Origin of the sequence: Acidovorax sp. sif0632, from assembly GCF_019218805.1 — a bacterium.
GTDB lineage: Bacteria > Pseudomonadota > Gammaproteobacteria > Burkholderiales > Burkholderiaceae_C > Acidovorax > Acidovorax facilis.
This window is the reverse complement of the sequence record NZ_JAHUWW010000003.1, coordinates 1-26,302: the sequence shown is the minus strand read 5'-3', so window position 1 is coordinate 26,302 and position 26,302 is coordinate 1. Positions and strand designations below refer to the sequence as shown.

At 65.3% G+C, this 26,302-nt stretch carries 23 protein-coding genes and 1 pseudogene; 8 read left to right on the top strand and 16 right to left on the bottom strand.

Annotated elements, in window-relative coordinates:
• Window positions 1-8: 8 nt before the first annotated feature.
• Both KW832_RS10090 and KW832_RS10085 read left to right on the top strand, forming a co-directional pair.
• The gene (locus KW832_RS10090; RefSeq protein ID WP_055396033.1) at window positions 9-431 is read left to right on the top strand and encodes a hypothetical protein; all 423 of its coding nucleotides are present in this window, start codon (window positions 9-11) and stop codon (window positions 429-431) included.
• A gap of 24 nt (window positions 432-455) precedes the next feature.
• Window positions 456-926: a DUF6152 family protein gene (locus tag KW832_RS10085; RefSeq protein ID WP_055396036.1), complete on the top strand. Its 471-nt coding sequence runs from the start codon at window positions 456-458 to the stop codon at window positions 924-926.
• 123 nt (window positions 927-1,049) lie between these two features.
• On the opposite strand, the gene adk is transcribed toward KW832_RS10085, so the two are convergent.
• The 6 genes from adk to KW832_RS10055 form a co-directional block, all read right to left on the bottom strand.
• Window positions 1,050-1,706, bottom strand: a complete 657-nt coding sequence (gene adk, locus KW832_RS10080; RefSeq protein WP_121420288.1) for an adenylate kinase — start codon at window positions 1,704-1,706, stop codon at window positions 1,050-1,052.
• Window positions 1,707-1,933: 227 nt separating this feature from the next.
• Window positions 1,934-2,770 carry a 3-deoxy-manno-octulosonate cytidylyltransferase gene (kdsB, locus tag KW832_RS10075; protein WP_218299804.1) on the bottom strand — a complete coding sequence of 279 codons (837 nt, stop codon included), beginning with the start codon at window positions 2,768-2,770 and terminating at the stop codon, window positions 1,934-1,936.
• The gene (locus tag KW832_RS10070) at window positions 2,767-2,949 is read right to left on the bottom strand and encodes a Trm112 family protein (protein ID WP_010458810.1); all 183 of its coding nucleotides are present in this window, start codon (window positions 2,947-2,949) and stop codon (window positions 2,767-2,769) included. Before KW832_RS10070 ends, kdsB begins: the two co-directional genes overlap by 4 nt.
• A 70-nt stretch (window positions 2,950-3,019) precedes the next feature.
• A complete protein-coding gene (gene lpxK / locus KW832_RS10065) occupies window positions 3,020-4,084 on the bottom strand; it encodes a tetraacyldisaccharide 4'-kinase (RefSeq protein WP_218299803.1) in 1,065 nt (354 codons plus the stop codon).
• Window positions 4,085-4,089: 5 nt separating this feature from the next.
• Window positions 4,090-4,524, bottom strand: a complete 435-nt coding sequence (locus tag KW832_RS10060) for a biopolymer transporter ExbD (RefSeq protein WP_176886095.1) — start codon at window positions 4,522-4,524, stop codon at window positions 4,090-4,092.
• Window positions 4,525-4,630: 106 nt separating this feature from the next.
• A complete protein-coding gene (locus KW832_RS10055; RefSeq protein WP_055396044.1) occupies window positions 4,631-5,275 on the bottom strand; it encodes a MotA/TolQ/ExbB proton channel family protein in 645 nt (214 codons plus the stop codon).
• Between the two features lie 352 nt (window positions 5,276-5,627).
• Here KW832_RS10055 and xseA point away from each other — a divergent pair, with 352 nt between their 5' ends.
• Together xseA and KW832_RS10045 are read left to right on the top strand one after the other, a co-directional pair.
• On the top strand, window positions 5,628-6,953 hold the full coding sequence (gene xseA / locus KW832_RS10050; protein ID WP_218299802.1) for an exodeoxyribonuclease VII large subunit: 1,326 nt from the start codon (window positions 5,628-5,630) through the stop codon (window positions 6,951-6,953).
• 210 nt (window positions 6,954-7,163) lie between these two features.
• Window positions 7,164-7,745, top strand: a complete 582-nt coding sequence (locus KW832_RS10045; protein WP_121506237.1) for a superoxide dismutase — start codon at window positions 7,164-7,166, stop codon at window positions 7,743-7,745.
• 284 nt (window positions 7,746-8,029) lie between these two features.
• On the opposite strand, the gene KW832_RS10040 is transcribed toward KW832_RS10045, so the two are convergent.
• Window positions 8,030-8,527: a DUF192 domain-containing protein gene (locus tag KW832_RS10040; RefSeq protein WP_055396050.1), complete on the bottom strand. Its 498-nt coding sequence runs from the start codon at window positions 8,525-8,527 to the stop codon at window positions 8,030-8,032.
• A 156-nt stretch (window positions 8,528-8,683) separates the two neighbouring features.
• Window positions 8,684-8,929, bottom strand: a complete 246-nt coding sequence (locus tag KW832_RS10035) for a hypothetical protein (protein ID WP_055396052.1) — start codon at window positions 8,927-8,929, stop codon at window positions 8,684-8,686.
• A gap of 199 nt (window positions 8,930-9,128) precedes the next feature.
• Between KW832_RS10035 and icd the strand changes: the two genes are divergently transcribed.
• The 4 genes from icd (at window position 9,129) to KW832_RS10015 (ending at window position 16,552) form a co-directional block, all read left to right on the top strand.
• Window positions 9,129-10,388: an NADP-dependent isocitrate dehydrogenase gene (gene icd, locus KW832_RS10030; RefSeq protein ID WP_055396054.1), complete on the top strand. Its 1,260-nt coding sequence runs from the start codon at window positions 9,129-9,131 to the stop codon at window positions 10,386-10,388.
• Between the two features lie 282 nt (window positions 10,389-10,670).
• Window positions 10,671-12,524 (top strand): PAS domain S-box protein, encoded by a 1,854-nt coding sequence (locus KW832_RS10025; RefSeq protein WP_218299801.1) that lies wholly within the window; start codon window positions 10,671-10,673, stop codon window positions 12,522-12,524.
• Window positions 12,521-12,916: a response regulator gene (locus KW832_RS10020; RefSeq protein ID WP_055396057.1), complete on the top strand. Its 396-nt coding sequence runs from the start codon at window positions 12,521-12,523 to the stop codon at window positions 12,914-12,916. Before KW832_RS10025 ends, KW832_RS10020 begins: the two co-directional genes overlap by 4 nt.
• Window positions 12,917-12,934: 18 nt before the next feature.
• Window positions 12,935-16,552 (top strand): EAL domain-containing protein, encoded by a 3,618-nt coding sequence (locus KW832_RS10015; RefSeq protein ID WP_218299800.1) that lies wholly within the window; start codon window positions 12,935-12,937, stop codon window positions 16,550-16,552.
• A gap of 162 nt (window positions 16,553-16,714) precedes the next feature.
• Here KW832_RS10015 and KW832_RS10010 read toward each other — a convergent pair whose 3' ends face one another.
• The 8 genes and pseudogenes from KW832_RS10010 to KW832_RS09975 all read right to left on the bottom strand — a co-directional run.
• Entirely contained in the window at window positions 16,715-17,464 is a 750-nt protein-coding gene (locus KW832_RS10010) for a glutamine amidotransferase (RefSeq protein WP_218299799.1), read from the bottom strand.
• Window positions 17,461-18,906 carry an ABC transporter ATP-binding protein gene (locus KW832_RS10005; RefSeq protein ID WP_218299798.1) on the bottom strand — a complete coding sequence of 482 codons (1,446 nt, stop codon included), beginning with the start codon at window positions 18,904-18,906 and terminating at the stop codon, window positions 17,461-17,463. Before KW832_RS10005 ends, KW832_RS10010 begins: the two co-directional genes overlap by 4 nt.
• Complete coding sequence (locus KW832_RS10000; RefSeq protein ID WP_218299797.1) at window positions 18,903-19,745, bottom strand: ABC transporter permease; 843 nt, start codon at window positions 19,743-19,745, stop codon at window positions 18,903-18,905. Before KW832_RS10000 ends, KW832_RS10005 begins: the two co-directional genes overlap by 4 nt.
• A complete protein-coding gene (locus KW832_RS09995) occupies window positions 19,742-20,710 on the bottom strand; it encodes an ABC transporter permease (protein ID WP_218299796.1) in 969 nt (322 codons plus the stop codon). Before KW832_RS09995 ends, KW832_RS10000 begins: the two co-directional genes overlap by 4 nt.
• The gene (locus tag KW832_RS09990) at window positions 20,707-22,320 is read right to left on the bottom strand and encodes an ABC transporter substrate-binding protein (protein ID WP_255577651.1); all 1,614 of its coding nucleotides are present in this window, start codon (window positions 22,318-22,320) and stop codon (window positions 20,707-20,709) included. The genes KW832_RS09995 and KW832_RS09990 overlap by 4 nt, the downstream gene beginning before the upstream one ends.
• 18 nt (window positions 22,321-22,338) lie before the next feature.
• The gene (locus KW832_RS09985; RefSeq protein ID WP_218300369.1) at window positions 22,339-24,450 is read right to left on the bottom strand and encodes a TonB-dependent siderophore receptor; all 2,112 of its coding nucleotides are present in this window, start codon (window positions 24,448-24,450) and stop codon (window positions 22,339-22,341) included.
• Between the two features lie 236 nt (window positions 24,451-24,686).
• Window positions 24,687-25,076: a DUF2946 family protein gene (locus KW832_RS09980; protein WP_218299795.1), complete on the bottom strand. Its 390-nt coding sequence runs from the start codon at window positions 25,074-25,076 to the stop codon at window positions 24,687-24,689.
• Window positions 25,077-26,170: 1,094 nt separating this feature from the next.
• A pseudogene (locus tag KW832_RS09975) lies at window positions 26,171-26,302 on the bottom strand (IS481 family transposase); the annotation flags it as partial.

The window sequence follows — 26,302 nt, the reverse complement described above, 5'->3', positions numbered from 1 at the left end:
CCGCTCCGATGTTTTTTGCAGCTCTTAAGTCCCATGCGTGGGCCTACCCCGCGCTGGAGGTGGTGCACATCGTAGGCATTGCCTTGCTGCTGGGCAACTTGGTCTTGCTGGAGTTGCGGGTGTTTGGCCGTGGGGCGGCGCTGCCCGTCAAGGATTTGGCGCGGCTCAGCCTGTCGCTGGCATTGTGTGGTTTTGGCTTGGCGGCGGCGTCGGGCCTCTTGATGTTTGCCACACAGCCTGCCGAACTGCTCGCCAGCCGCGCATTCACCTTGAAGATGCTGCTGTTAATGCTTGCAGGTTGCAACGCCGCGTGGTTCCATGGGCGAGGTTCCCTGGCTCGCCTGGATGCTCTGGCCCGGGTACAGATGCTGGGTTCCACCGTGATCTGGCTGGCTGTGGTGGTGTGTGGCCGCTGGATTGCTTACCTCTGATCGGACATGACAAGGAGAGAACCGATGAGCCTGCAACGCCGCCACGTGCTCCTGGCCGCCACGGCCATTCCCTGGGGCGCGCGTGCCCACCATGGGTGGAGCAGTTTTGACCCCGACCGTCCCATCTACCTGGAAGGCACCGTGCGCAAAGTGCGCTGGCAAAATCCACACGCCGAGCTGGAGCTGGAGACACCTGCGGAGCTGAAGCTGCCTGCGGATCTGGCACAGCGTGTGGTGCCTGCGCAGGCGTCCCCCGTGGATGGCAAGGCCTTGCTAGCCAAGACGGTTTTGCCCACCCGCAAAGACCGACGCTGGGAGGTGGAGCTGGCGCCCCTGACCCGCATGCAGGCCTGGCAGGTGCAGGAGATCAAACCCGGCACTGCGGTATCGGTGGTGGGCTTTACCCTGCGCGAAGAGAAGGGCGACGCGGTGCTGCGGGCGGAATACCTGTTTGTGGATGGCAAAGCCTACGGCTTACGCTCCAGCCCAGCCTGACCCACCGGTACAGCCCGGGTATAGCCATGCGAAAGGCTGGAAGCGGGTTCCCTGCGCCGCATAAAAAAGCGACGCCCATGCTGCCATGGCGTCGCTGGTTGCAAGGGGCGATCGCCCCGAGCCTTAACTGGCCAGTGCCTGCAATGCGCGTGCCGTGATCTCGTCCACGCTGCCCGTGCCGCTGATGGCGCGGTACTTGGGGGCCAGCTCGGGTTCGGCCTGGGCCCAATTGCTGTAGTAGTCCACCAGCGGGCGCGTCTGATCGCTGTAGACCTGCAGGCGCTTCTTGACGGTTTCTTCCTTGTCGTCTTCGCGCTGGATCAGCTCTTCGCCCGTCACGTCGTCCTTGCCTTCCACCTTGGGCGGGTTGAACTTGACATGGTAGGTGCGGCCGCTGGCGGGGTGCGAGCGGCGGCCGCTCATGCGTTCGATGATGGCGTCAAAGGGCACATCGATTTCGAGCACGTAGTCGAGCTTGACGCCCGCTGCCTTCATGGCATCGGCCTGGGGAATGGTGCGGGGGAAGCCGTCGAACAGGAAACCGTTGGCGCAGTCTGCTTGCGTGATGCGCTCCTTGACGAGACCGATGATGATGTCGTCGCTGACCAGGGCGCCCGAATCCATCACCGCCTTGGCCTGCAGGCCCAGAGGGGTGCCTGCCTTGACGGCTGCGCGCAGCATGTCACCGGTGGAGATCTGGGGGATGCCGTACTTCTGGCAGATGAACGTGGCTTGCGTGCCCTTTCCGGCGCCAGGCGCGCCCAACAAAATCAGTCTCATGGAAGTCCTCGAAGGTTAGAAATCGGTTGGCGCCGCTGGCGGGGACGTTCGAAGGGCGCCTGAAGCCGTTCTGTGCGCCCGGGATGCGGTGCTCTCGTTGCGGTCGAGGATAGCATGCGACTCCCTTGCGCTGACTTACATGCTGCACCGGGTTGGGCAGGGGTGTCGCAGGGTGGATAGCCGAGGCATTCGGCGGACCGGCGCGGCGCGCGCCACCGGCCCGCTCCTCATCGGAAAAGGCGGCGAACCCGTTCCAGGTCTGCGGGCGTATCCACGCCCGGGCCAGGGGCTGCGTTGGCCAGGTGAACCGCAATGCGGTGGCCGTGCCACAGCGCGCGCAGTTGCTCCAGCGCTTCCACCGCCTCGGTGGGGGCGGGTGCCAGGGCAGGAAATTGGCGCAGAAAGCCTGCGCGATAGCTGTAGATGCCCACATGCCGCAGTGGCGCAAACCCCGCCAGGGCTGCTACACCGGGTGCCGCCGCCTCGGCGGCACCTTGCCACCAGGCCAATCCCATATGGTCCCGCGCAAAAGGGATGGGCGCGCGGCTGAAGTAGTGGGCCAGGCCACGCGCGTCCAGCACCACTTTCACCACGTTGGGGTTGGTGTAGTCGGCCAGTGACGCAATCGCGTGGGCTGCGGTGCCCATGCTGGCCTCCGGCCGGGTGGGCAGGAGGGCTGCCACAGCGTCGATGAGGCCCGGGTCTATCAAAGGTTCATCGCCTTGCACGTTGACGACCACGTCGTCCCCGTCCAGGCCCAGCTGGGTACAGGCTTCGGCCAGGCGGTCGCTGCCGCTGGGGTGGTCGGCGCGGGTCAGTATCGCTTGCACGCCATGGGCGGTGCAGGCCTGCAGGATGCGAGGGTCATCGGCTGCCACCACCACGCGGGCTGCTGCACTTTGGGCGGCACGCTGGGCCACCCGCACCACCATGGGCAGGCCCGCGATATCGGCCAGGGGTTTGTCGGGCAAGCGGCTGGATGCCATGCGCGCTGGGATCAGCACCGTGAAGCGACCGCTCGCGGTTGGAGCGCTTGGCGTGCCGAGATCCGTTCCTGCGCTCACTGCTCCAGTTCCTCATCGGTGAGTGTGCGGGCTTCATTTTCGAGCAGCACCGGGATGCCGTCCCGCACCGGATAGGCCAGGCGAGCGCTGCGGGAGACCAGTTCCTGGGCATCGCGGTCGTAGGTCAGCGGGCCTTTGGTGACGGGGCAGACCAGCAGTTCAAGCAGTTTGGGATCCATGGTGACAGCGCTTTCCAGGAGGTTCGTTCGGGCAGGCAAGGATGATAGCGGCGGCCCGGGCGGTGAATCGTTAATGCCTGTGGACGCCCAAGGCCAGCAGGCGCACATCCAGCGCAGCGAAAAAGGCCGGGTCGATGTGCAATTGCAGGGGCACGGCCAGCGCGTCCGGGTGGTGTTGCCAGAGCTTGACAGCGTCTTTTTCGGTGCAAATTAGCGGGTGGCGCTTGTCAGGTGAGCGGTTCCAGCTATCAAAATCATAGTGATCTGGTAAGGCTTCCGTGTGTGCCAGCTGCAGCGCCTCAGCCTGCAGCATGGCAAAGAACATTTCGGGGCGTGCCACGGCCGCCACGGCATGCAGCGGCTGGCCTTGCAGGTCCGACAGCGGCACCCGGGTGCCGTCCGCACGCAAGGCATAGGGGGCCAGTCGGCGTTGCAGGCCATAGGCATGGGCGGGGTCGCTTCCAGGCGGCAGAGTCCCTGCATGCAGCACAAAATCCACCGCGCGTGGCCAGGGCTCACGCAGGGGCCCCGCTGGCAGCAGGAAACCGTTGCCCACGCCCTGTTCGTTGAAGATGCAGACCTCCAGATCGCGCGCCAAGGCCAGGTGCTGCAGGCCATCGTCGCAAACGATCACGTCGGTGTCCGGGTAAGCAGCCCGCAGGGCGCGGGCGGCGGTGATGCGGCGAGGCGCCACAAACACGGGCACCCGGCAGTTGCGCGCGATAAGGGCGGGTTCATCGCCCACCTCATGGGCGGGGCTGTCGGGCGTCACCTCCCGGCAGTCGGTGGTGCTGCGGCCGTAGCCGCGTGAGACCACGCCGGCGCGCAGGCCCAGACCTTGCAGATGCTGGACAACGGCAATGACCACGGGGGTTTTACCTGCGCCTCCGGCAATCACGTTGCCCACGACGATGACCGGGCGGCCAGGATGCTCCGCCTTCAGCAGGCCGATGCGGTAAAGCCCGCGCCGCATACCGACCAGCGTGCGGTAGACCCGCGAGACCGGCCACAGCACCCAGGCGAGCGGGCCGCGTGTCTGCCAGATTTTCTGGAGCCCGGAGGCGGGTGGGGGGAGGGCTGCGCCCCGCAATGCGGGGGCGCTGGGCGAGGGCGGCTGCAGCCCGGGGGCAGCCATGCGTGTCAGCGGCTGGGGCTGCGCGCCGCAGCCGAAGACTGCGTGGCAAACGTGATCTGCGTGAGGCCCACGCGGCGCGCGGCCTCCATCACCGAAACCACCGACTGGTGCGGCGCCATCGCATCGGCGCTGATGATGACCACACTGCCCTGGCCCGCTGTGGCGGCACTGCGCAAGGCCTGCGCGATCGCGTCCACGCTTTTGCCGTCCACGCCCGTCTTGTTGACGGCGTAGCGCCCGTCGGCGGCCACGGACACGATGACTTCCTTGGGGTGGTCGCGTTGCTGCTCGGCATCGGCCACGGGCAGCGTGAGCTGCAGCTCGGTGAACTTGCTGTAGGTGGTGGTCAGCATCAGAAAGATGAGGATCACCAGCAGCACGTCGATGAACGGGATCAGGTTGATCTCCGGCTCTTCCTTGGCGCGGGGACGGAAGTTCATTGGCGAAGCCTTTCAGGCTGAGGTTTTGCCGCCGGGCCGCCCCAAGGCAAAACGCGGCCCCCTTGGGGGGCAGGGAGCCACGCGCAGCGGGCGGACCGTGGGGGCGTCATTTCTTCCGCAAACGCAGGATGTGGCGCACAAATTGTTCCGAAGCCAACTCCAAGGTGAGCAGATAGGCATCCACCCGGGCGCGGAAGTAGCGCCAGAAGATCAGCGCCGGGATGGCCACGATGAGGCCAAAAGCCGTGTTGTAGAGCGCGATCGAGATGCCATGCGCCAGCTGGGCCGGGTTGCCGCCACCCATGGCCTGGCCCACGCCACCGCTGCCGGCCTGCGAGCCAAAGATCTCGATCATGCCGATCACCGTGCCCAGCAGGCCCAGCAAGGGAGCGGCCGAGGCGATGGTGGCCAGTGCCGACAGGTATTTTTCCAGCCGGTGCGCCACAGCGCGCCCTGCGCCTTCCATGGCGGCACGCAGGTCGGTCTCGCTGCACTGGGGGTTGCTGTTGAGGGTGCGCAGGCCGCTGGCCAGCACCTCGCCCAGGGCGGAGTTTTGCGCCAACTGGTTCACCACGTCGGGGGTGGGCACGGCCTTGGACGAGACCGTAATGGCTTCATCGAGCAATTTCGGGGGGGCGACACGGGCCGTCTTGAGGGCCACGAAACGTTCAAAAATCAGCGCCATTCCCAGGACGGAACACGCAATCAGGGGCCAGATCGGCCAGCCTGCGGCTTGTATGATGGACAGCAAATCTCTCTCCGCGCAGATGAAAGCAATCGGCGATTATGGCCCAGCTTGCAGGGCCCACCTCGTCACAAACCGTTACGTTGCTGTGCGCGCCGTCGCCCCATCTGCTCACCCACAAAATCTGTGGATAACTTTGTGGGCAACCACTGTTCCAGGCCACGCAAAGTGGCGCCACGCCGTGCTTGCAACAGATTGATGAAAAATTGCGCAATGAAAAAGCTATATAAATCAATAACTTGTACGTGCCCTGGTGTTTTGCGGGCGGTTTTTAGTTATGTGGCTGTGGTAACCGCCGCTGGCCAGATTCTGTGGAGTACTTGCGCGGTGCGCGCGGCGCAAACGCCCGCCGTTTCTCATGTTTGAGCGCCCCAGCCCCGCAGCGGCGCCGCGCGTCTGGGAAGTTGGCGCGCTATGCCGCGCCATTGCTGATGCTCTGGAGGCGCGCTTCAATCCTGTCGCGGTGCGCGGCGAGATCACGGGCTTCTCGCGCGCATCCAGCGGACATTGCTACTTCTCGGTCAAAGACGCGAACGGCCAGTTGCGCTGCGCCATGTTCCGCCGCGCCGCCAGCCTGCTTGACTTTTCGCCGCGCGATGGCGAATTGGTGGAAGTGCGCGGGCGCCTTTCGGTGTACGAGGCGCGGGGCGATCTGCAGTTCATTGTGGAAAGCATGCAGCGGGCCGGGCAGGGCGCGTTGTTCGAGCAGTTCCTGCGCCTGAAGGCGCAGCTCGAAACAGAAGGCTTGTTCGACAACGCCCGCAAGCGCCCGCTGCCTTTGCAGCCGCGTGGCATTGGCCTTGTGACGTCCACCGGGGCTGCGGCCCTTCACGACGTGGTCACGGCGCTGCGCCGTCGCGTGCCGCACATTCCGGTGGTGCTGGTGCCTGCGCAGGTGCAGGGCGCCGCAGCACCTGCTTCGTTGGTTGCGGCGCTATCAAAACTGTATCTGCTTGTGCAAGCGGGACAGGCGTCAGGGGCTGATTTGACCAAAAATCCGCCCATTGACGTGATCTTGCTGGTGCGCGGGGGCGGTTCCATCGAAGACCTCTTGGCCTTCAACGACGAACAACTGGCCCGGACCATCGTGCGAAGCCCGGTGCCGCTCATCAGCGGGGTGGGGCACGAGACCGACTTCACCATCGCCGACTTCTGCGCCGACCTGCGCGCCCCCACGCCCACCGCCGCCGCCGAGCTGGTGGCCCAGCCGCGCGATGTGTGGCTGGGGGCGCTCGGACTGCTGGCTGGGCGCATCAGCGACGGCGTGCAGCGCCAGCTCGACACCCGGCACCAGCGGCTGGACCAGGCGGCGGCGCGGCTGGGCCGCCCGTCGGGCCTGGTGGCGCGTGAGCAGATGCAACTGGCACGCCTAGCCCAGCGCATGCGCCATGGAGTGCTATTAAAATTGCAGCGGCTTGCGCAATGCCAGAAAGCGCTGGAGGCCGATTTCCCTCAAAAAATGCAACGGCGCCTGGTGCAGCAGGCCGAGCGGCTCGACCGCGCGGCCTTGCGGCTGGAGCTGCTCGACCCGCGCCTGGTGCTGCATCGCGGCTACGCGCTGCTCACCGATACCGAGGGCCGGGCCGTGACCAGCGTGCGCCAGGCCCAGCCTGGCGATGCCCTGCGCGCCACACTGGCCGATGGCGTGGTGGACGTGACGGTGGCCCAGCCGCGACTGCTGTAACGGGGTGATGTCGCGGCGCGGTAGAAGGCGCGCCTCTGTAGGACAGCAGCGGTTTGTGGTGCTGCAGACCGGATCTGGGTGGCCTCACGCTGCACAGGTCACCTGATGTTCCTACAATGCCCCCTTCGCGCTGTGTCCGACTGCATTGCTCAGGAAAGAAAAGCGTTGCAGATGGCATCCCGGAATTTCAAACCACAAGGAAACACCACCATGGAACATACCCTTCCCCCGCTGCCCTACGCCATCGATGCCCTGGCTCCGCACTACAGCCAGGAAACCCTGGAGTACCACCATGGCAAGCACCACAACGCCTATGTGGTGAACCTGAACAACCTGCAAAAGGGCACCGAGTTCGAAGCCATGACGCTCGAAGAGATCGTCAAGAAGTCGAGCGGCGGCATCTACAACAATGCAGCGCAAATCTGGAACCACACCTTCTTCTGGAACTGCATGGCTCCCCAAGGCGGCGGTGAGCCTTCTGGTGCACTGGCTGCAGCCATCACCGCCAAGTGGGGCAGCTACGCAGCCTTCAAGGAAGCGTTTGTGAAGTCTGCCGTGGGCAACTTCGGTTCGGGCTGGACCTGGCTGGTGAAGAAGGCCGATGGCAGCGTGGACATCGTCAACACCGGCGCCGCCGGCACGCCGCTGACCACCGCCGACAAGGCGCTGCTCACCGTGGACGTGTGGGAACACGCGTACTACATCGACTACCGCAACATGCGTCCCAAGTTCGTTGAGACCTTCCTCGACAAGCTGGTGAACTGGAAGTTTGCCGAAGCCAACTTCGCCTGATGCGCGATCCGCGCCCCGCGAGTGACCTGTCCTGACGGACTGAGGTCTGCGGCAACAAAAAACGGCCTTCGGGCCGTTTTTTGTTGGGGACTTTTGAGGCTTTTTTGGCATCTGGCGCTTGCTGGATAAGCGCTGGTAGCTATATAAATGATAGTAAGTTGCACTCCCGGATCCTGGGAGTGCGATGTCGGCAAGACAGCGCTCGGGCAAGCGGCAGGGCCCAGGGGCCAAAGCCTATGGGGCTGTGGCCTACCGATCTGCGCAATTCCCTGGGTGGTCCTGCGTCACTTGCGGCTGAAAAGCGCTCCACCCAGCTTGGCGCCGGCCTTGATGTTTTTCTTGGCAAACCATCCCTGGTTCATCTCCAGCACGTAGCGCACCGGTTTTGCCGAACAGTGCGAATCCAGCGTCTGGGGCTTCATGTCGGCCAGGTTCACGATGGTGCCGTCGTCATCCACAAACGCTGCTGTGAGCGGCAGCAGCGTGTTCTTCATCCAGAAGCACTGCTGCGCGGGTTGTTCAAACACAAACAGCATGCCCTCGTGCTGGGGCATCTCCTTGCGATGCATCAGGCCGGTCTGGCGCTCCTGGGGCGTGGCGGCCACCTGGGCGTCAATGCGGTGCATGCCTGCGGTCAGTTCCACACGCTGCAAATTCAGCTGGGGACCGTCCTGGGCCTGTGCCGTGGTGAACGGCAGTCCCGCAGCAGCGGTCAACAGCGCGGCGGCCACGGTGCGCCGTGTGGCAGCGGAAAAAGGCAAGGCAAGTGCAAAAGCGGTCATGGGCAAGGCTTTCTGGACAAGGGGGCAGCGTCCGCACAAGGGGCGCCGAACCGGCGGGCAAAAGAAGGGGAAAAGAACGGAAAAAGAAAACGCCCGCAGTAGCGGGCGATTTTGAAGCAATGTGCATGACCCCGCGAAGGGTGCTGCATGCCAGCGTCAGGCTGCCTTGTGGGTGGTCTTTTTCTTGGCGACCTTCTTGGTGGTTTTCTTTTTGGCCGTTTTGGTGGCCTTGGCCTTTGCCTTGGTTTTGGCGACGGGTGCCGGGGCAGCAGCTACAGGTGCAGCGGGTGCAGCCATGGGCGCTGGGGCTGCAGGGGCGGGGGCCGGAGCGGCTGCAGGCGCCTGTGCAAAAGCACTTGCACCCAACAGACCAGCCACCAGGACAGCGAGGAGTTTTTTCATATATGCCGTTTCCAGTGAAGGGGTTGAAAGAGAGGATCTGAAGCCGCGCAAACCTGCACGGCTTCGCCCGCAACGATAGCAGCGGCGCGTAGGCTGGCAGGGACTTTGCCCAAAAAATTGTCATTAGAATTGACTGGCTACCGAGCGCTTTGCCCCATTTGCTGAATCTGCTTCAGCTTCCACAGGAGACACCCCTTCCATGACCAGCTACCAGCACATCAAGGTGCCTGCCGAAGGCCAGAAAATCACGGTCAATGCCGACATGTCGCTGAATGTGCCGGACCAGCCCATCATTCCCTTCATTGAAGGCGATGGCACGGGGCTCGACATCACGCCGGTGATGATCAAGGTGGTGGACGCTGCGGTGGCCAAGGCCTATGGCGGCAAGAAGAAGATCCACTGGATGGAGGTGTATGCGGGCGAGAAATCCACCAAGGTCTACGGCCCTGATGTGTGGCTGCCCGAAGAAACCCTGCAGGTGTTGCGCGAGTACGTGGTGTCGATCAAAGGCCCGCTGACTACGCCCGTGGGTGGCGGCATCCGTTCGCTGAACGTGGCACTGCGCCAGGAGCTGGATCTGTATGTCTGCCTGCGCCCCGTGCAGTATTTCAAGGGCGTGCCTTCGCCGCTGAAAGAGCCCGAAAAGACCAACATGGTGATCTTCCGCGAGAACTCGGAGGACATCTATGCCGGTATCGAGTTCGAAGCCGAGTCGGACAAGGCCAAGAAGCTCATCAAGTTCCTGCAGGACGAGATGGGCGTGAAGAAAATCCGCTTTCCCAACACCTCGGGCATCGGCGTCAAGCCCGTCTCCATCGAGGGCACCGAACGCCTGGTGCGCAAGGCCATCCAGTACGCCATCGACAACGACAAGCCCAGCGTGACCATCGTCCACAAGGGCAACATCATGAAGTACACCGAAGGTGGCTTCCGCGACTGGGCGTACGCCCTGGCGCAAAAGGAGTTCGGTGCCGAGCTGATCGACGGCGGCCCGTGGTGCAAGCTCAAGAACCCGAAGACGGGCAAGGACATCACCATCAAGGACAGCATTGCTGATGCCTTCCTGCAGCAGATCCTGCTGCGCCCGGCCGAGTATTCGGTGGTGGCCACGCTCAACCTCAATGGCGATTACATCTCCGATGCGCTCGCAGCCCAGGTGGGCGGGATCGGCATTGCGCCTGGCGCCAACATGTCCGACTCGGTGGCCTGTTTTGAAGCCACCCACGGCACGGCCCCCAAATATGCAGGCAAGGACTATGTGAACCCCGGCTCCGAAATCCTGTCGGCCGAGATGATGCTGCGCCACATGGGTTGGATCGAGGCCGCAAACCTGATCATCAGTTCGCTGGAGAAGTCGATAGCCTCCAAGAAAGTGACTTACGACTTTGCCCGCCTGATGGACGGAGCCACCCAGGTGAGCTGCTCGGGTTTTGGCCAGGTCATGATCGACCACATGTAAGCCAGCGCGGCTTTTGCGCCGTTTCGCAAGCCCCTGTTCCCTTGTTGGTGCAGGGGCTTTTTGTCGTCTGGCGGCTGCAGGGCTCCGCCCAGGGCCAAACTGCCCCGATGGTCGGCGGCGCGGAACTGGCTGTGGCATTTCAGAGTTGGCAATCGGGAGGCTTCCCGCCTAAGATGGGTCCAGCCATGGGCCCGCGCGGGCGATGGCACGGGCTTGCATCCGCAGTCGCACACAAACACAACAACGGGATGCAGAGGGATGGGTCCCCACAGGGAGTTCTGCATGGCATCTGATTTTTCTGCCGCATATTGGGAGCAAAACCCCGATGCGCTGCTGGTGCTGTCGCCTGAGGGGGTGGTGCTCAACTGGAACCCGGCTGCCGAAGCGATCTTTGGCTATGCACCGGCAGAGGCTCAGGGCAGGCGCCTCATTGATCTCATCGTTCCCGAGAACCGGGCCCACGAAGAAGACGAGATCCGGGCCGAGGCCCTGCGGGGCCTGAGCAGCACCGTGCACGAGTCGGTGCGCCGCCGCAAGGATGGATCGCTGGTGCATGTCAACGTGTCCACCAAGGCCGTGCGCGACGAAGCTGGCCAACTGCTGTACTTTCTGTCGAGCAAGAAGGATGTCACCCAGCTCAAGGTCCAGCGCGAGGCCAAGCTTCTGGAGGCGCGGTTCCGTGACCTGCTCGAATCCACACCCGACGCGATCGTGATGGTCAACGTGACAGGCCGCATCGTCCTGGTCAACTCCCAGGCCGAGCGCGTGTTTGGCTATGAAAGGACCGAATTGCTAGGGCAGGCCGTGGAGGTGCTGTTACCACACCGCTATCGGGGCGCGCACCTGGGGCACCGCAGCGGGTTCTTTGGGGCGCCGCGCACGCGCACCATGGGGGCGGGGCTGGAGCTGCATGGCTTGCGCAAGGATGGCGGCGAGTTTCCAGTGGAGATCAGCCTGAGCCCGATCGACACCGAAGAAGGCGCGATGGTGATGAGCGCGATCCGAGACATCACCGACCGCAAGCGGGCCGACCAGAAGTTCAAGGACCTGCTCGAAGCCGCGCCGGACGCGATGGTCATCGTTGACCGCGACGGCCGCATCGTGCTCGTCAACTCGCAGGCCGTGAAACTGTTTGGCTGGAGCCGCAGCGAACTTCTGGGTCAGAAGATCGAGCTGCTGGTGCCAGAACGCTTCAGTGGTCGGCACCCTGAGCACCGCCGCGGCTTTTTTGCCGAACCACGCTCCCGCTCCATGGGGGCTGGCCTTGATCTGTATGGTTTGCGCAAGGATGGTTCCGAGTTTCCAGTCGAGATCAGCCTGAGCCCGCTGGAGACGGAAGAAGGCCTGTTTGTCTCCAGCGCGATCCGCGATGTGACGGAGCGCAAGCGGATCGAGCGGGCCTTGCGCGACAAGAACCTGGAGCTTGAAAATGCCGCCTTGGTCAAAGACCGCTTTCTGGCCAGCATGTCCCACGAACTGCGAACCCCGCTGAACGCCATCATCGGTTTCACGGGCACCTTGCTCATGCAGCTGCCGGGGCCGCTCAACCCGGAGCAGGACAAGCAGTTGCGCATCGTGCAGACTGGGGCGCGGCACCTGCTTTCGCTCATCAACGACCTGCTCGATGTGGCCAAGCTCAGCGCTAACAAGGTGTCGCTCCACAAGGAGCCGCTCGACTGCCGCAGCATTGTTGCGGAGGTCGCCGCCACGCTGGAGCCCGAAGCCGTGCGCAAAGGCCTGGTGTTTAATGTGTATGCCCCCGCCCAGGCCGTGCAGTTGCACACTGACCGCCGGGCCTTCAGCCAGATTCTGATCAATCTGGTGGGCAATGCCATCAAGTTTACGCCGCAGGGGCGTGTGGATGTGGTGCTGGAGGAGACCTCGTCGGCCCAGGGGCGCACTGTGCAGGTTCAGGTGCGCGACACCGGGCCTGGCATTCCGCTGCAGGAGCAGTCGCGGCTTTTCGAGGCCTTCTCCCGGGTCGAAAGCGCCGACCGGCGCCACCACGAAGGCACCGGCCTGGGCCTGCACCTGAGCCGCAAGCTTGCCGAAGCGCTGGGGGGCAGTGTGGGGCTGGAGAGCGCCGAAGGGCAGGGCAGCACGTTCATTGTGGAGTTTCAGGAGACCAGCGCATGAAAGCCACCATCCTGGTCATCGAAGACGATGATGCCAGCCGGCAACTCGTCACCTACCTGCTGGAAGCCGCGGGCCACCGTGTGCTGGCCGCCGAAAACGGCGCCCTGGGCCTGGGGCTGGCGCTGGCCGAGGGGCCCGACCTGATCCTGTGCGACCTGCAAATGCCGGTGATGAATGGCTATGAGGTGGCACAAAGCCTGCGCTCGCACCATGGGTGGCGTGTGGTGCCGCTGGTGGCTGTGACCGCTTTTTCGATGCCAGGTGACCGCGAAAAGGCCCTTGAGGTGGGTTTTGACGAGCACCTGTCCAAGCCCATCACGCCCGAAACCTTCGTGAGCCAGGTCGAGGCGTTTCTGGGTTCTTCATTCCACGCGCCGCCGGGCGCAGCCTGACGTTGGACCCCGGGTAGCATGGCCAAGATCCTTGTTGTCGATGACCTGCCGGCCAACCGTGCGCTGGTGGTCACGCTCATCGGGCACAGTGGCCACCAGGCCCTGGAGGCCGCAGACGGTGCCGAGGCCCTCGCCCTGGTGCGTGCCGAGCGTCCCGATCTGGTGATCTCCGACATCCTGATGCCGACCATGGACGGGTACGAGTTTGTGCGCCAGCTGCGCACAGACCACCAGCTCGCCGCAACCCAGGTGATCTTCTACAGCGCGCACTACCGCGAGCAAGAGGCCCGCAACCTGGCCCTGGCCTGTGGGGTGACGCAGGTGCTGGTGAAGCCCTGCGAGCCACAGGACATCACCTCGGCCATTGAGCAGGCCTTGTCGCAGGTGCCGCCGCAGCCCTTCCACCCGATGGAGCACAGTTTTCAGACCCGGCACCTGCAGCTCATGACGGACAAGCTCACGGGCAACGTCGCCGAGCTGGAGGCCATGAACCGGCGTCTGGCGGCCCTGACCGACCTGAACCTGCAACTGGCCTCCGAGCGCGACCCGCAGGTGCTGCTGGCCAATGTATGCCGTGGCGCACGCGAGCTGGTGGGGGCGCAGTATGCGGTGCTGTGTGTGGTGCGCAAGCAAAGCGATGCCTCCATCGTGTGCACCAGCGGCATTGAGCCGGCGCTGACCGGGCTGCTGGACCTGCCCGTGGTATCGCACGGCCTATTGGGGCAGTTGCGTGCTGCGCGCCGCTCTGAGCGGCTGGTCAATGAAAGCGGTGCACCCAGCGATATCGGCCTGCCTGCAGGCTACCCGCCACTGCACACCGGCTTGATTGCGCCGATCACTTCGCTCTCGTTCTCCTATGGCTGGATCTGCCTGGCCAACAAGCAGGGGGAAGATGCGTTCACGGCCGACGATGAAAAAGTCCTGGCCGTCCTGGGCGCGCAGGTGGGTCGTATCTACGAAAACGGCAGCCTTTATATCGAGATCCAGAAGCATGCCGAGCAACTGCAGGTGGAAGTGTTCGAACGCCAGCGGGCCATGGACGCGCTGCGCGCCAGCAAAGCCAGCCTGCGAAGGGCGCAGGCACTGGCAAAAATCACCCATGTGATCAGCGGTGCTGATGGTGCTTTCGAGAGCTGGCTCGACACGCTGCCCGATATGCTGGGGCTGGGGGCCGATGCCATGCCCAAGTCCGCGCGCGAGTGGCTGGCGCTGGTACACCCGCAAGACCGCGACATGTTCCGCCAGCATGCGCTGCAGGCCGCACAGCAAGGCGCCCGCCTGGATTTCACCTACCGCCTGTTGCGCGCAGATGGCGAACTGCTGCATTTGCGCCAGGTGATGGAGCCCTTGGAGGATGAGGCGGGCCGGGGCGAGCAGGGCCGCTGGTTCAACACCATCCAGGATGTCACCCGGGAGAAACGCGCCGAGGAAGAGCTGCACGAAAGCGACCGCCGTTTCAATGACATGCTCGACAAGGTCGAGATGATCTCGCTGATGCTCGACTGCGAAGGGCGCATCACCTATTGCAACGACTACCTGCTGCGCCTGACAGGCTGGGAGCGTGAAGAGATCGCTGGCCGCAACTGGTTTGACATGTTTGTGCCCCCTGAGATGGGCAATGTGCGCAGCGTGTTTGCCGATGTGCTGGCGGACCGGCCTTCGGCCTGGCACTACGACAACGAGATCCTCACCCGCTCGGGCGAGCGGCGCCTGGTGCACTGGAACAACACCGTGCTGCGCTCTGTGGGCGGACAGGTGACGGGCGTGGCCGCGCTCGGTGAAGACATTACCGAGCGCCGTGAGGCCGAGCGCAAGATCAAGCGCCTGAACCGCGTGTACGCGATGCTCAGCGGCATCAACACCCTGATCGTGCGGGTGCGCGACCGCGAGGAACTGTTCCGCGAGGCCTGCCGCATTGCGGTGGAGCACGGCCATTTCCGCATCGCCTGGATCGGCCGCGTGGACCGCGCGGCGCAGCAGGTGGTGCCGGTGGGGCTGTCGGGCGTTGAGGCCGATTTTGTGCACAACATCCGCGACCGACTGGGTTTGTTTGACGTTCCCACACCGGGTGAAAGCCTTGCCGCCGCAGTGGTTCGCACTCGCAAGGCCGTGCTGTGCGACGACATCAGCGGCGACCCGCGTGTGATGCTGCGCGATCAACTGCGCCAGCGGGGTGTGGCCAGCATTGCGGTACTGCCCATCCTGGTGGGCCAGGAGGTAGCCGCCACACTGGCCCTGCTGGCAGACGAGGTGGGTTTCTTCGACGAGGCCGAGATGAAGCTGCTGACAGAGCTGTCCGGCGACATCGGTTTTGCCCTGGACCACCTCGACAAGGAAGACCGGCTGAGTTACCTCGCCTATTACGACGAAATCACCGGGCTGCCCAACCGCACCCTTTTTCTGGAGCGCACCGGCCAGCACCTGCGCCCGCGTGAGGGCACACGGCCTCTGATGGGTATTGCGCTGATGGACATCAGCCGCTTTCGCTTTGTCAATGACACGCTGGGGCGGCAGATGGGCGACGAACTCCTCAAGCAGGTCGCGCAGCGGTTGCAGCACGCCAGCCGCGATGTGTACGACGTGGCACGCATCGGCATCAACAGTTTCGGCATCGCCGTGACCGACGCACGCGATGCGGGCGCGGTGGCCATGGCGGTGGACTACCTCCTGCGCGCCTGTTTTGATACACCCTTTGCGCTGGGCGGCACCGAGCTGCGCATGGCCGCCAAGGCTGGCGTGGCCTTGTACCCCATGGATGGCGCTGATGCCGAAACGCTGCTGCGCAATGCGGAGGCCGCCGTCAACAAGGCCAAAGCATCGGCAGACAGCCTGCTGTTCTACATGTCGGAGATGAATACCCGCGTGGCCGAGGCACTGGGCATGGAAGGCCGCCTGCGCGATGCCCTGGAGCGCGGGCAGTTTGTTCTGCACTACCAGCCCAAGCGGTGCCTGTCCACTGGCGCCCTGGCAGGCGCAGAGGCCCTCATCCGCTGGAACGACCCTGAGCGTGGCTTGGTGCCACCGGGGCTTTTCATCCCCATCCTGGAGGAAACCGGCCTTATCTACGACGTGGGGCGCTGGGCGCTTGGGCAGGCACTGGCAGACAACCAGCGCTGGCGGCAGGCCGGCCATGCGCCGCTGCGGGTGGCGGTCAACGTGTCGTTCCTGCAGCTGCGCCACCGCAGCTTTGTGGCCGAAGTGCGCGAGGCGCTGGCCTTTGACCCGGCCGCAGGGGCCGGGCTGGAGCTGGAGATCACCGAGAGCATGGTCATGGAGGATGTGGAGCACAGCCGTAGCAGCCTGCACGCCCTGCGCGAGATGGGCATCACGATTGCCATTGATGACTTCGGCACCGGGTTCTCATCACTGAGCTACCTGGCCACGCTGCCCGCTGACACCCTCAAGATCGACCGCTCTTTCATCATGGGGATGGACACCGGACCACAAGGGCAGGCGCTGGTCTCCGCGATCATCAACATGGGGCACTCGCTGGGGCTCAAGGTGGTTGCCGAAGGTGTAGAAACGGACGAACAATGCGGCCGGCTCGCGCTGCTGGGCTGTGACGAAATCCAGGGCTACCTGCTCAGCAGGCCGGTGGCCGCCGAGGTGTTTGAAGCCCGCTTCCTAGCTTCCTAGTCCACTGAGTCCGAGAAATTGGCGGTGCGCCGGGGCAGCGGCGGGTGATGCGCTGGTGAGGCGCTACGCCCAATACAGAGCAATCGCAGCGGAGACGGAGCTATTGTATTGATAGCTGTTAGCGCTTGATAGATAAGCGCTAGAGCCAATTTCATTGAGATTTCAAGCGGTGGCCGCTGCCGCCAGCTGCGCAAAACGCGCCAGCAGGCTGGCCGATTCTGGCGTGGCCTGCACACCTTGCTCCAGCGCTGCCACATCCATGCCCGTGCGTTGCAGAGCAGGCGCAAAACACGCCACGTAGTCGCGCATCACCGCATCGCTGAACTCGGGGTGAAACTGCACGCCCCAGGCACAGGGGCCGACGCGGAACGCGTGGTGCGGCTCGTGGGCGTTGGCGGCCAGCGCCACGGCACCAGGGGGCAGGCGCCGCACCGTTTGCTCGTGCACCACCTGGGCGCCAAAGCGGGCAGGCAGGTGGCCCAGCAGGGCGTCGCCCTCGGCACCGGCCAGGCGCTGTACGGCCACGGTGCCTATCTCCAGCCCGGCGGGGTGGCGCGCCACCTCGCCGCCCAGCGCGTGGGCCAGCAGCTGATGGCCGTAGCAGATGCCCAGCACGGGCACCCGGGCCGCCACCACGCTGGCCAGCCATGCGGCGGTGCGCTCGCTCCAGGGTTCGCGGTCGGTCACCATGGCGGGGGAGCCGGTCACCACCACGCCCGCTATCTGGCCGGGCTGTGGCCATGCGATGGCGGTGCGGGCGTCCAGTGTCTGCAGCGCCAGCTGCGTGCTGGCGGGGGCTTGGTTCAGGCCGCCCGCAATCCAGTCTTCAAAGTCGCCATGCCGGGCCCGTTGGGCGGGCAGGGTGTCGCCGGTCTTGATGATCCAGAGGGTGCGGGAGGGTGTCGCTGTCATGCGGCGAGCATAGCGGCGGTGGGCTGATCGCTGCTTGCAAAGTCCAGCGTGCGCGTGCCCACGGCGGCGGCCAGGTGCGGGTCGTGGGTCACCAGCATCAGCGCGGCGCCGGTGTCTTGCACCGCGTGCAGCAGCACCTGGATGGCCTCCTGCTGCGTGATCGGGTCCAGGCGCGAGGTGGGCTCATCCGCAAACAGCAGCGCCGGTTGCGCCATCAGCACGCGCGCCAGCGCAAGGCGCTGCAACTCGCCGCCCGACACCTGGTCGGGTTTGCGCGCCAGCAGGTCCTCGGGCACACGCAGCTGCGCCAGGCGCTGCTGCACCGCCTTCCAGTCGCAGCGGTGCAGGCGGGCGGCATCGCGCAGCGACTGGGCCAGGCTGATGTGCGGAGCAAACGAACTGACCGGGTCCTGGTACAGCTTTTGGAAAGCATGCGGGCGCAGCCGGGCGCTGCGCTCCACACGGCCCGTGTCGGGCGCCACCAGGCCCAGCAGCACATTGCCCAGTGTGCTTTTGCCGGTACCGCTCGGGCCTTGCACGGCGATGCGTTCACCGCTGTGCAGTTCCAGGTCCAGCGGCGCAAACAGCTTCTGCGCACCATAGGCTTTGGAGATGCCATGCGCCTGTACGACGGGTTCCCCCAGCGAAGACTCGGCAAACGGCAGCCAGCGGGCCGGGTCGGCCTGCAGCAACTGGCGGGTAAAGGCGTGCTGCGGCGCGGCGGCCACGGCGTGGATGTCGCCTTGCTCCACCGCCTGCCCGTGGCGCAGCACGATGACCTGGCCGCCCAGCGCCTGCGCCACCTGCATGTCGTGGGTGATGGTGAGCAGGCAGCCGCCTGCCTGCAGCACGCCCTGGAACAACTCCACCATGCGGCCGCGCCAATGTGCGTCCAGACCCTTGGTGGGCTCGTCCACCATCAGCACCGGCGCGCCCCCGGCCAGGGTGATGGCGGCCACGGCGCGCTGGGCCATGCCGCCCGAGAGCTGCCAGGGGTAGTGGTGGGCTGCGCCGCCCAGGCCCGCGTCGCCGAGCTCCTGGTGGGCCTGCGCGGCGGCGGCGCTGGCCGTGCGCCGGTGCAAGAGGCGGTGGACCTCGGCCAGCTGCGGCGCCACCCGCGCCAGCGGGTTGAGCGCCAGCGTAGGCTCCTGCGGCAGCAGGGCCAGCTTGCGGCCCCACAGGGCGCGGCGCGCCGCGGTGTCTTCGGCGCGGGTGGTGGTGCCGTCCAGCGTGATGCGGCCCGTGGCCTGCAGGCCAGGCGGCAGGTTGCCCATGATGGCCTGGGCCAGCAGCGACTTGCCGGCGCCGCTTTCACCCACCAGCGTGAGCGCCTCGCCCGGCCGCAGGCTGAAGCCGATGTCGCGCAGCAGCCGCTTGCCGCCGACCTGGATGCCCAGGCCCTCCACGACCAGAAGGGCGTCGGATTTCAAAGGCGTGGTCATGCGGTCTCCCGGTCGGGGTTGAGCAGCATCATCGCGGCCACCAGCCACACCAGCAGGGCGGTGGGGGCGGCAATGAGCCACGGGGCTTCTTCGTAGTAGGGCATGGCCTCGGTCATCATCAGGCCCAGCTCGGGCGTGGGCGGCTGCATGCCCACGCCCACAAAACCCAGTGCGGCCAGCGCCAGCACGGCTTGCGATGTGGTGAAGGCCAGCAGCGTGCCCAGCGTGGGTGCCAGCGCGGGCAGCAGGTGGCGGCGCAGCACATAGCCGCGCCCAAAACCCAGCAGGCGCGATGCCTGCACCGCGTCGCCCGCCAGCACGGGCCGGGCCACCGCACGGCTCACGCGGAAGTATTCCACCCACAGCGCCGCCGACAGGCCCGCATACAGCGCCCACAGCGCGCCGGGCGCCAGGGCCGCAATCAGCAGCACCAGCAGCAGGCCGGGGATGGCGAGCACCGAGTCCGACAGCATGAGCAGCGCTCGCTCTGTGCGCCCTCCACGCCACGCGGCGGCAATGCCCAGCAAGGTGCCGGGCACGGCGGCGCTCACTGCCGCCAGCAGCGCCATGCCCAGCGACAGCTGCGCCGCATGCGCCAGCCGCGCCAGGGCGGAGCGGCCCAGCACATCCGTGCCCAGCCAGTGCTGGGCGCTGGGCGGCGCCAGGGTGTTGCGCAGGTCCTGCACCACCGGGCTGGCACCCACTAGCCAGGGGCCGAGCAGGGCAAACAGCGCAAGCAGGCCGAGCATGGTCAGGCCCAGCATGGTGCGCAGCGGCCAGCGAGGCTGGGCCACCAAGCCGCCAACTGGTGAGGAAAGAGTGGAAGGCACAGCACTCATGCAGCTACCTTCTGGGTATGCCGAGGGTCCAGCGCGAGGCACGCCGCATCCACCAGCAGGTTGAAGACCACAAACAGCACGCCCATGCACAACGCCGTGCCTTGCACCACAGGGATGTCGCGCCCAAACACGGCGTGCACCAGCGCGTGGCCAATGCCGGGCCAGGCAAACAGCGTCTCCACCACCAGCGCGCCCTCCACCAGAAACAGCGCCTGCACGCCCAGGTAGGCCGTCACCGGAACGGCGGCATTGCGCAGGCCATGGCGCACCAGCGCCTGCCAGTCGCTCAGGCCCTTGGTGCGCGCAAATTCAAAGAAGGGCGACACCACCACCTCCAGCATTGCAGCGCGGGTCACACGCGCCAGCCCGGCGGCCAGGCCCAGCCCCAGCGTGAGCGCAGGCAGCACCAGGCTGGCCTGGCTCTCGTCACCGCCCGCAGGCAAAAAGCCCCACTGCACCGCCACCAGCAGGATGAGCAGCACCGACAGCAAAAACGGCGGCAGCGCGCGCAGCACCACGGCCATCAGCCAGCTGGCTTTGTCCACCCAGCCCTGGGGGCGCAGCCCAGCCCACACGCCCAGCGGCACACCCACTGCAAAGGCAATGGCCAGCGCGGCGGCAGACAGGCGCAGCGTGGCGCCCAGGTGGTGCGTGACCTCGTGCCACACCGATCGCTGCGACACCAGCGACTGCCCCAGGTTGAACGTGGCCATGTCGCGCCACCAGTGCAGCAGCGCCAGCCAGCCGGGGCGGTCCAGCCCCAGCTCTGCGCGCACCGCGTCGGCGGCAGCGTTGCTCACCAGGTCATAGCCATAGCGGCCCGCCGCCACGCGCATGGCCAGGTCGCCCGGCAGGGCGCGCACCATCAAAAAGCACAGCGTGCCGATCAGCAGGGACACGGCGAGCACCTGCACCAGCCTGCGGCCGAGCAGGGCGGCCCAGGGTTTTGACATCAAGGGGTTCATGGGTTGGTCCACTCCATGCCGGTCAGGCGGTAAGAACGCTCCAGCGGGTCCAGCGTGACGCCCGCCAGCCGGGGGGCCACGGCCACATGCTGGCGGTACCAAGCCACGGGGATCACGGGCAGCTCCGTTTGCAGGGTGTGCGTGATGGATTGCCGCAGCGCGCGCGTGCGCTCGGGCGGCGTCTGGGTGCGCGTCAGCTCGTGCAGGGCCTGCACCACGGTATCGCTGTGCCAGCCCATGGCGCCCCAGTCGCCGCCCTGGGCGGCAAAGTCGCCCGCCAGCGTGCCTGTGGGGTCGGGCACATTGGCGTAGTTGCGTGCCGCCAGCGCCAGTTGCAGGCTGCCGTCGCGGTGGCCCCGGGGCACGTCGCCCGAGTTGCCAATGCTCACCTTCACCGCCATACCCGCCAGCCGCCACTGCTCCTGCAAGGCGGTGGCAATCAGCGGCAGCTCGGGCCGGTCCACAAAGGTGCGGATCACCAGGTGCAGCGGCTGGCCCCCGGCATCGCGCAGGCCGTCGCCGTGGCGCTGCCAGCCTGCGGCGCGCAGCAGGCGTGCGGCAGCTTCGGGGTCATGCTGCAGCGGGGGCAGGTGCGGGTTGTGCCACGCACCCAGCGTGGGCGGCAGCAGCTGCGTGGCGGCCAGCGCCTCGTCGCCCATCAGCGCCAGGGCAATGCCCGCACGGTCGATGGCCAGGCTCAGCGCCTGGCGCACGCGCATATCGCGCAGCGCAGGCATGCCCGCATTGAGCTTGACGATGACGGTGCGCGGCAGCGTGACCGAGGCAATCCGCACTGCGGTGCGGCGCGCCAGTGTGGGGTTTTGCGCGTGGCGCTGCAGCCGTCGCAGGCTGGCCGGGTCCAGCCCATAGGCCAGATCGGCCTGTCCGCTCTCGGCCATCAGCGCGCGGGTTTCGGCACGGCTGGCGGCCAGGTAGCGCACGGCGGCAATGGCGGGGCGCGGGCCGTCGTAGGCGTCAAACACCACGGTCTCGACCTGCTGCGGCGGCACCAGCAGCGCAATGCGGTAGGGGCCGCTGCCAATGATGCTGCGCACCTTGCCGTCTGCCCCATAGCTGGCTGGCGCCAGCACCATGGTGCTGGAATGCGCCAGCAGCGCGGGCAGGGCAGTGTGGGGGCGTTGCAGGCGGATGAGCACCGTGCCCTCGTCGGGCGCGGTGATGGACTCGATGGGCGCCTGGCTCAGCAGCGCGGGCGCCACCTGCGCGGCCTGCAGGCTGCGCACCACGGCGGCGGCCGTGACCGGTGTGCCGTCATGAAAACGCGCCCCGGGCCGCAGCTCAAAGTGCCACACCAGCCCATCCGCCGATCGGCGCCAGAGCCGCGCCAGCGCGGGCCGTGGCTGGCCATCGTCTGCAGCGTCCAGCAGGGTTTCGGTGACCTGCAGGCGTGTGAACACATAGCCGCTGCTGGCGGGCGCCAGGCCGCTGATCTCCCACGGGCCGACGATTTGCAGCGGCGCGGGGGCGGAGGTAGGTGGTGTGCCCTGCGCCCAGGCAGCGGGCAGGGCGCCTGCCGCCAGCGCGGCCACGGGGGCCTGCAAGGCGCGGCGTCGCGTCAAGGGTTTTGGGACGGTTGAAAGTGTTGTCATGCAGGTCACCGGCACCACTCAGAACTTGGCTTGCAGGCCCACCGTAACGGTGCGCGCCGCCCCCGGCGCCACCCACACGCGGCTGTACGAGCTGGTGTAGTGCACCTTGTCAAACACGTTGTCCACGTCCAGCGACAGGTTCAGCGTGGGGCTCAGGCGCCAATACGCCATCAGCTTGGCCGTGGTGTAGCTGGGCAGCTCAAACGCAGGCGTGCCCGCATTGGCCTCGGCCTGCGTGCGGGCCTGGCCCAGGCGCTTGCCCATGTGGGTCACGCCGCCACCCACGCCGTAGCGCTGGCCGTTGGCCAACTGGTTTTCGTACACCGCCAGCACGCTGCCGTTCACGCGCGGCACGTTCAGCAGGCGGCCGCCCACCTCCAGCGTGTTGTCGCGGGTCACCTCCACGTCGTTGAAGACCAGACTTGCATTCACGCGCCAGTGGGGGCTCAGGCGGCCGGCCAGGTCCAGTTCCAGGCCCCGGCTGCGCACTTCGCCTGCAGCGGCGGAGAAGCCCGCGTTCAGCGGATCGCTGGTCAGCACATTGCGCTTGGTGATGTCGAACAGCGCAGCCGTGGCGCCCAGGCGCTGGTCGGCGCTCTCCCACTTGGCGCCCAGCTCCAGCGCGCGGGATTTTTCGGGGTCAAAGCCATTGCCCGCCACATTGCTGCCTGTGTTGGGGCGGAAGGAACTGCCCGCATTGGCATACACCGTCCACCCCGGCGTGGGCAGCCAGCTCACGCCCAGGCGTGGCGACACGGCCGAAGGGCTTTGCGCCGTGGTGCGGTTGGTGATGCGGTTTTGCAGGCTCTGGTCGTAGTTATCGGCCCGCAGCCCGGCCATCACGCGCCACTGCTCGCCCAGCTTGAGGGTGTCTTGCACATAGAGCGCGGTGTTGCGCTGCTTCTCCAGCGTATCGGTGTTGCGCCCCGGCGTGGGCTGGGCCTGGCCGTACACGGGGTTGAAGATGTCAATGGCATACGGCGCGGCAGTGCTGGGGTTCACCCGCAGCATCACCGAATCCATGCTGAACCGGTAGCTTTCCACCCCCACCAGCAGCTCATGCTCCAGCCCGCCCGTGCGCAGGTTGCCCTGCAGCTCGGCCTGCACGGCCACATCGTCCGACTGAAAGTCGCGATACCGCCGCTGGCGCGTTAGCGTGCGGCCATTGGCCTGCAGCGCCGTGGCCTCGGTCGAGAAGCCCTCCATCCCCGTCTCGCGGTACGACAGCCCCACGCGGCTGCGCCAGTCGGGATTCCACTCGTGCGACAGCACCAGTTGGTGCGTCTGGTTGGTCACCGTCACATCGCCATCGGCGGGCTCGCCCAGAAAGCGGCTGGCGGGCACCGCGCCCAGTCGGTTGTTGACCGCCACCACGCCCCGGTCCAGCGGTGTGGCGTGGCGCAGAAATTCGGCCGTGTACTCCAGCACCGTGTCGGGCGAGAGCTTCCAGGTCAACGCCGGGGCCACCACCTGCCGCTGCGCGCGCACATGGTCGCGAAAACTGCCCTTGTCCTCCACCGCCACATTCAGGCGGTAGGCCAGCCGGTCGTTGATGGGGCCCGTGGTGTCCAGCGCCGCCCGGCCCAGGCCGTAGCTGCCCGCGTAGGCCTCCACCGAATGGGCGGCCTTCCACAGCGGCTTCTTGCTCACGATGTTGAGCGTGCCTCCGGGCTCGCTGCTGCCATACAGCGCGGCGGCCGGGCCTTTGAGAAATTCCACCCGCTCCACCCCCGCCAGGTCGCGCGGCGCATTGAAGCCCCGGTTGGACGAAAACCCGTTGAGCAGCGTCGCCATGCCCGTGTTCTCGTTGCCCGGCAGGCCCCGGATGGCGATGTTGTCCCACAGCCCGCCAAAGTTGTTCTGGCGCGAGACCCCGCCCACATAGTCCAGCACATCATCCAGCCGCGTGGCGCCCAGGTCGTCCAGCGTCTGGCGCGACATCACGCGCACGGATTGCGGCAGCTCGCGCAGCGGCAGGCTGGTCTTGGCGCCCTCGGCCTCGTCGGCGTAATAGGTGCCCGAGGCACTGCGGCCCACCACGTCCACGGCAGACAAGGTGGGTGGGGTGACCACATCGCCGTCTGCGGCCCAGGCGGGGTGGAGAGAAGCCAGCAGGGCGGCAGCCGCCATGGCCGTCAAAGTGGGGCGCGGCAGGGGCGCACGGCGTGAAGAAGAATCAGGAGAAGACGAAGAACGCATGGCAAACCAGTCCAAAAAAGCAGATGAACGCAAAAACGGGGCCCGGCGCGCCTGGAGAGGAAGCGCACATAGCCGCGTGCCCGCACTCACCCCACGGGGGTGAATGCAAGGGCAAAAACGAAAAGGGGATGCGCTGGGGAGCGCAGGCTGGCTGGGGCCGAAGCGTGTCAGGCCCGCTGGGCTGGCGGAGGATCGCGTGCAGCAAACGGCCAGCGCACTTGCTGGGCCGTGAGGGGGTCTGCGCTGTGCGGCGCGACGGCGCTGGGTTCTGCGGGGACTTGCGGTGGGCGCGCCGGTGCATGCGCCAGCCCCGCCTCCAGCGCGTGGGTCAGGCACCAGGCGCAGGTGGTGTGTGTCTCTTCGCTGTGTTCGTCGCTGGCTGTGGAGCTGGTTGCCAATGCATCCACATCGCCTGCGGTTGCCGAGGCTGTGGCGCTGCGCACCAGCTCCTGAATGTGCCGCGCCTCATGCAAGGGCGCACCCGCCAGCGCGTTGAACAACGCCACCAGCAGAAGCACGATGTGGAAAGGCAGAGCGGGGATGGTGCGGCGCAGCATGAGGGGATGCGAATCATACTCAAGTGCGGGCGGTGGTTTGGTGCGCTGCTGGCGCAAAGGGGCGTCGACGCTTCGGCTCCGCACTTTCGCAAGCTATAGTTAGTTCGGTTGGAGTTGCCGGATTTCAGGGGAATTTTATCTGAATTTTTATTTAGTTCCACGACCGTAAAAGCAAGTAAAAAACCGCTTGAGGTGGAATTAGTGCCAAAAATATCCCGCACGATTCAGCTTAATATTAGAGCCAATAAATGATTAACCAAATTATTGACGACGCACGCGCAAATGGCCCATCCAGCTATTACGCCTTTGAGGCATTTGTACTCAATCTGTTGAAGCACCACATTGAGCTTCAAGGTAAAACATTTGAGGCTACCTCGGATGAGAGATTTGCGCTGGCGGACGGACTCGCAAGGGAGGGATTTGATGATTTTATCGGGATAACAGCCATAGAAGTAAAGCTGTCAATTTCCCGCCAATCGTGGCGATCTATTCTAGAAAGAACTCATCGATATTTGGCGACAACACCAAATCCAGCCGCAATAAAGAATTTGGTGGTTGTTTGCGGTAGAGCGATACCAACTGAGGTAAAAAAGCTGCTGCTTGCGGAAGCGGCAGTCGAAAACTTTCCCTTTAATGTATTTATATGGGGAGTCGATGATCTAAATAAAATCGCAAACAAACACAAAGCCAAAGCCAACGAGATAAGTAAAAATCTATTTTCCCTAAGGCTCGCATCGGCAGCAGAGAAAACGGCAATTGATTGGCGAGAAGAACGCGACCGCATTAAGAGTCAGTTGAAAGATTGTTACCAAAAAGGTCAATTCACCCTATTTCTGGGTGCGGGAGTATCCAGCAGCGCTGGAATGCCAGACTGGAATACGCTACTGAATTCTCTTTTCGTCACCTATCTCACGAAGGAGTTCAACGATGATAAATCCGCTTCAGACGAAGCCATTTCACAACTAGTTGGCAGGCTAAGCGCTGTAGATGAGCCGAGTGCGTTAATGGCTGCGAGATACCTAAGAAAAGGGCTAACAAAGAGCAGCAAAGAGGCGGAAGATTTCAATGCGGCAATTACAAGAAATTTATACAAGCTACGTGTCGCATCCCGGACGATCATATGGTCGCTTGAGAAACAGGTGCGGGTGGGTCTGGTACCACTCTTTCATCGCCTGCATCGGCGTACTGCTCTTGAGCGCTGACAGCGGTAGCTGGTGGTTGTACAA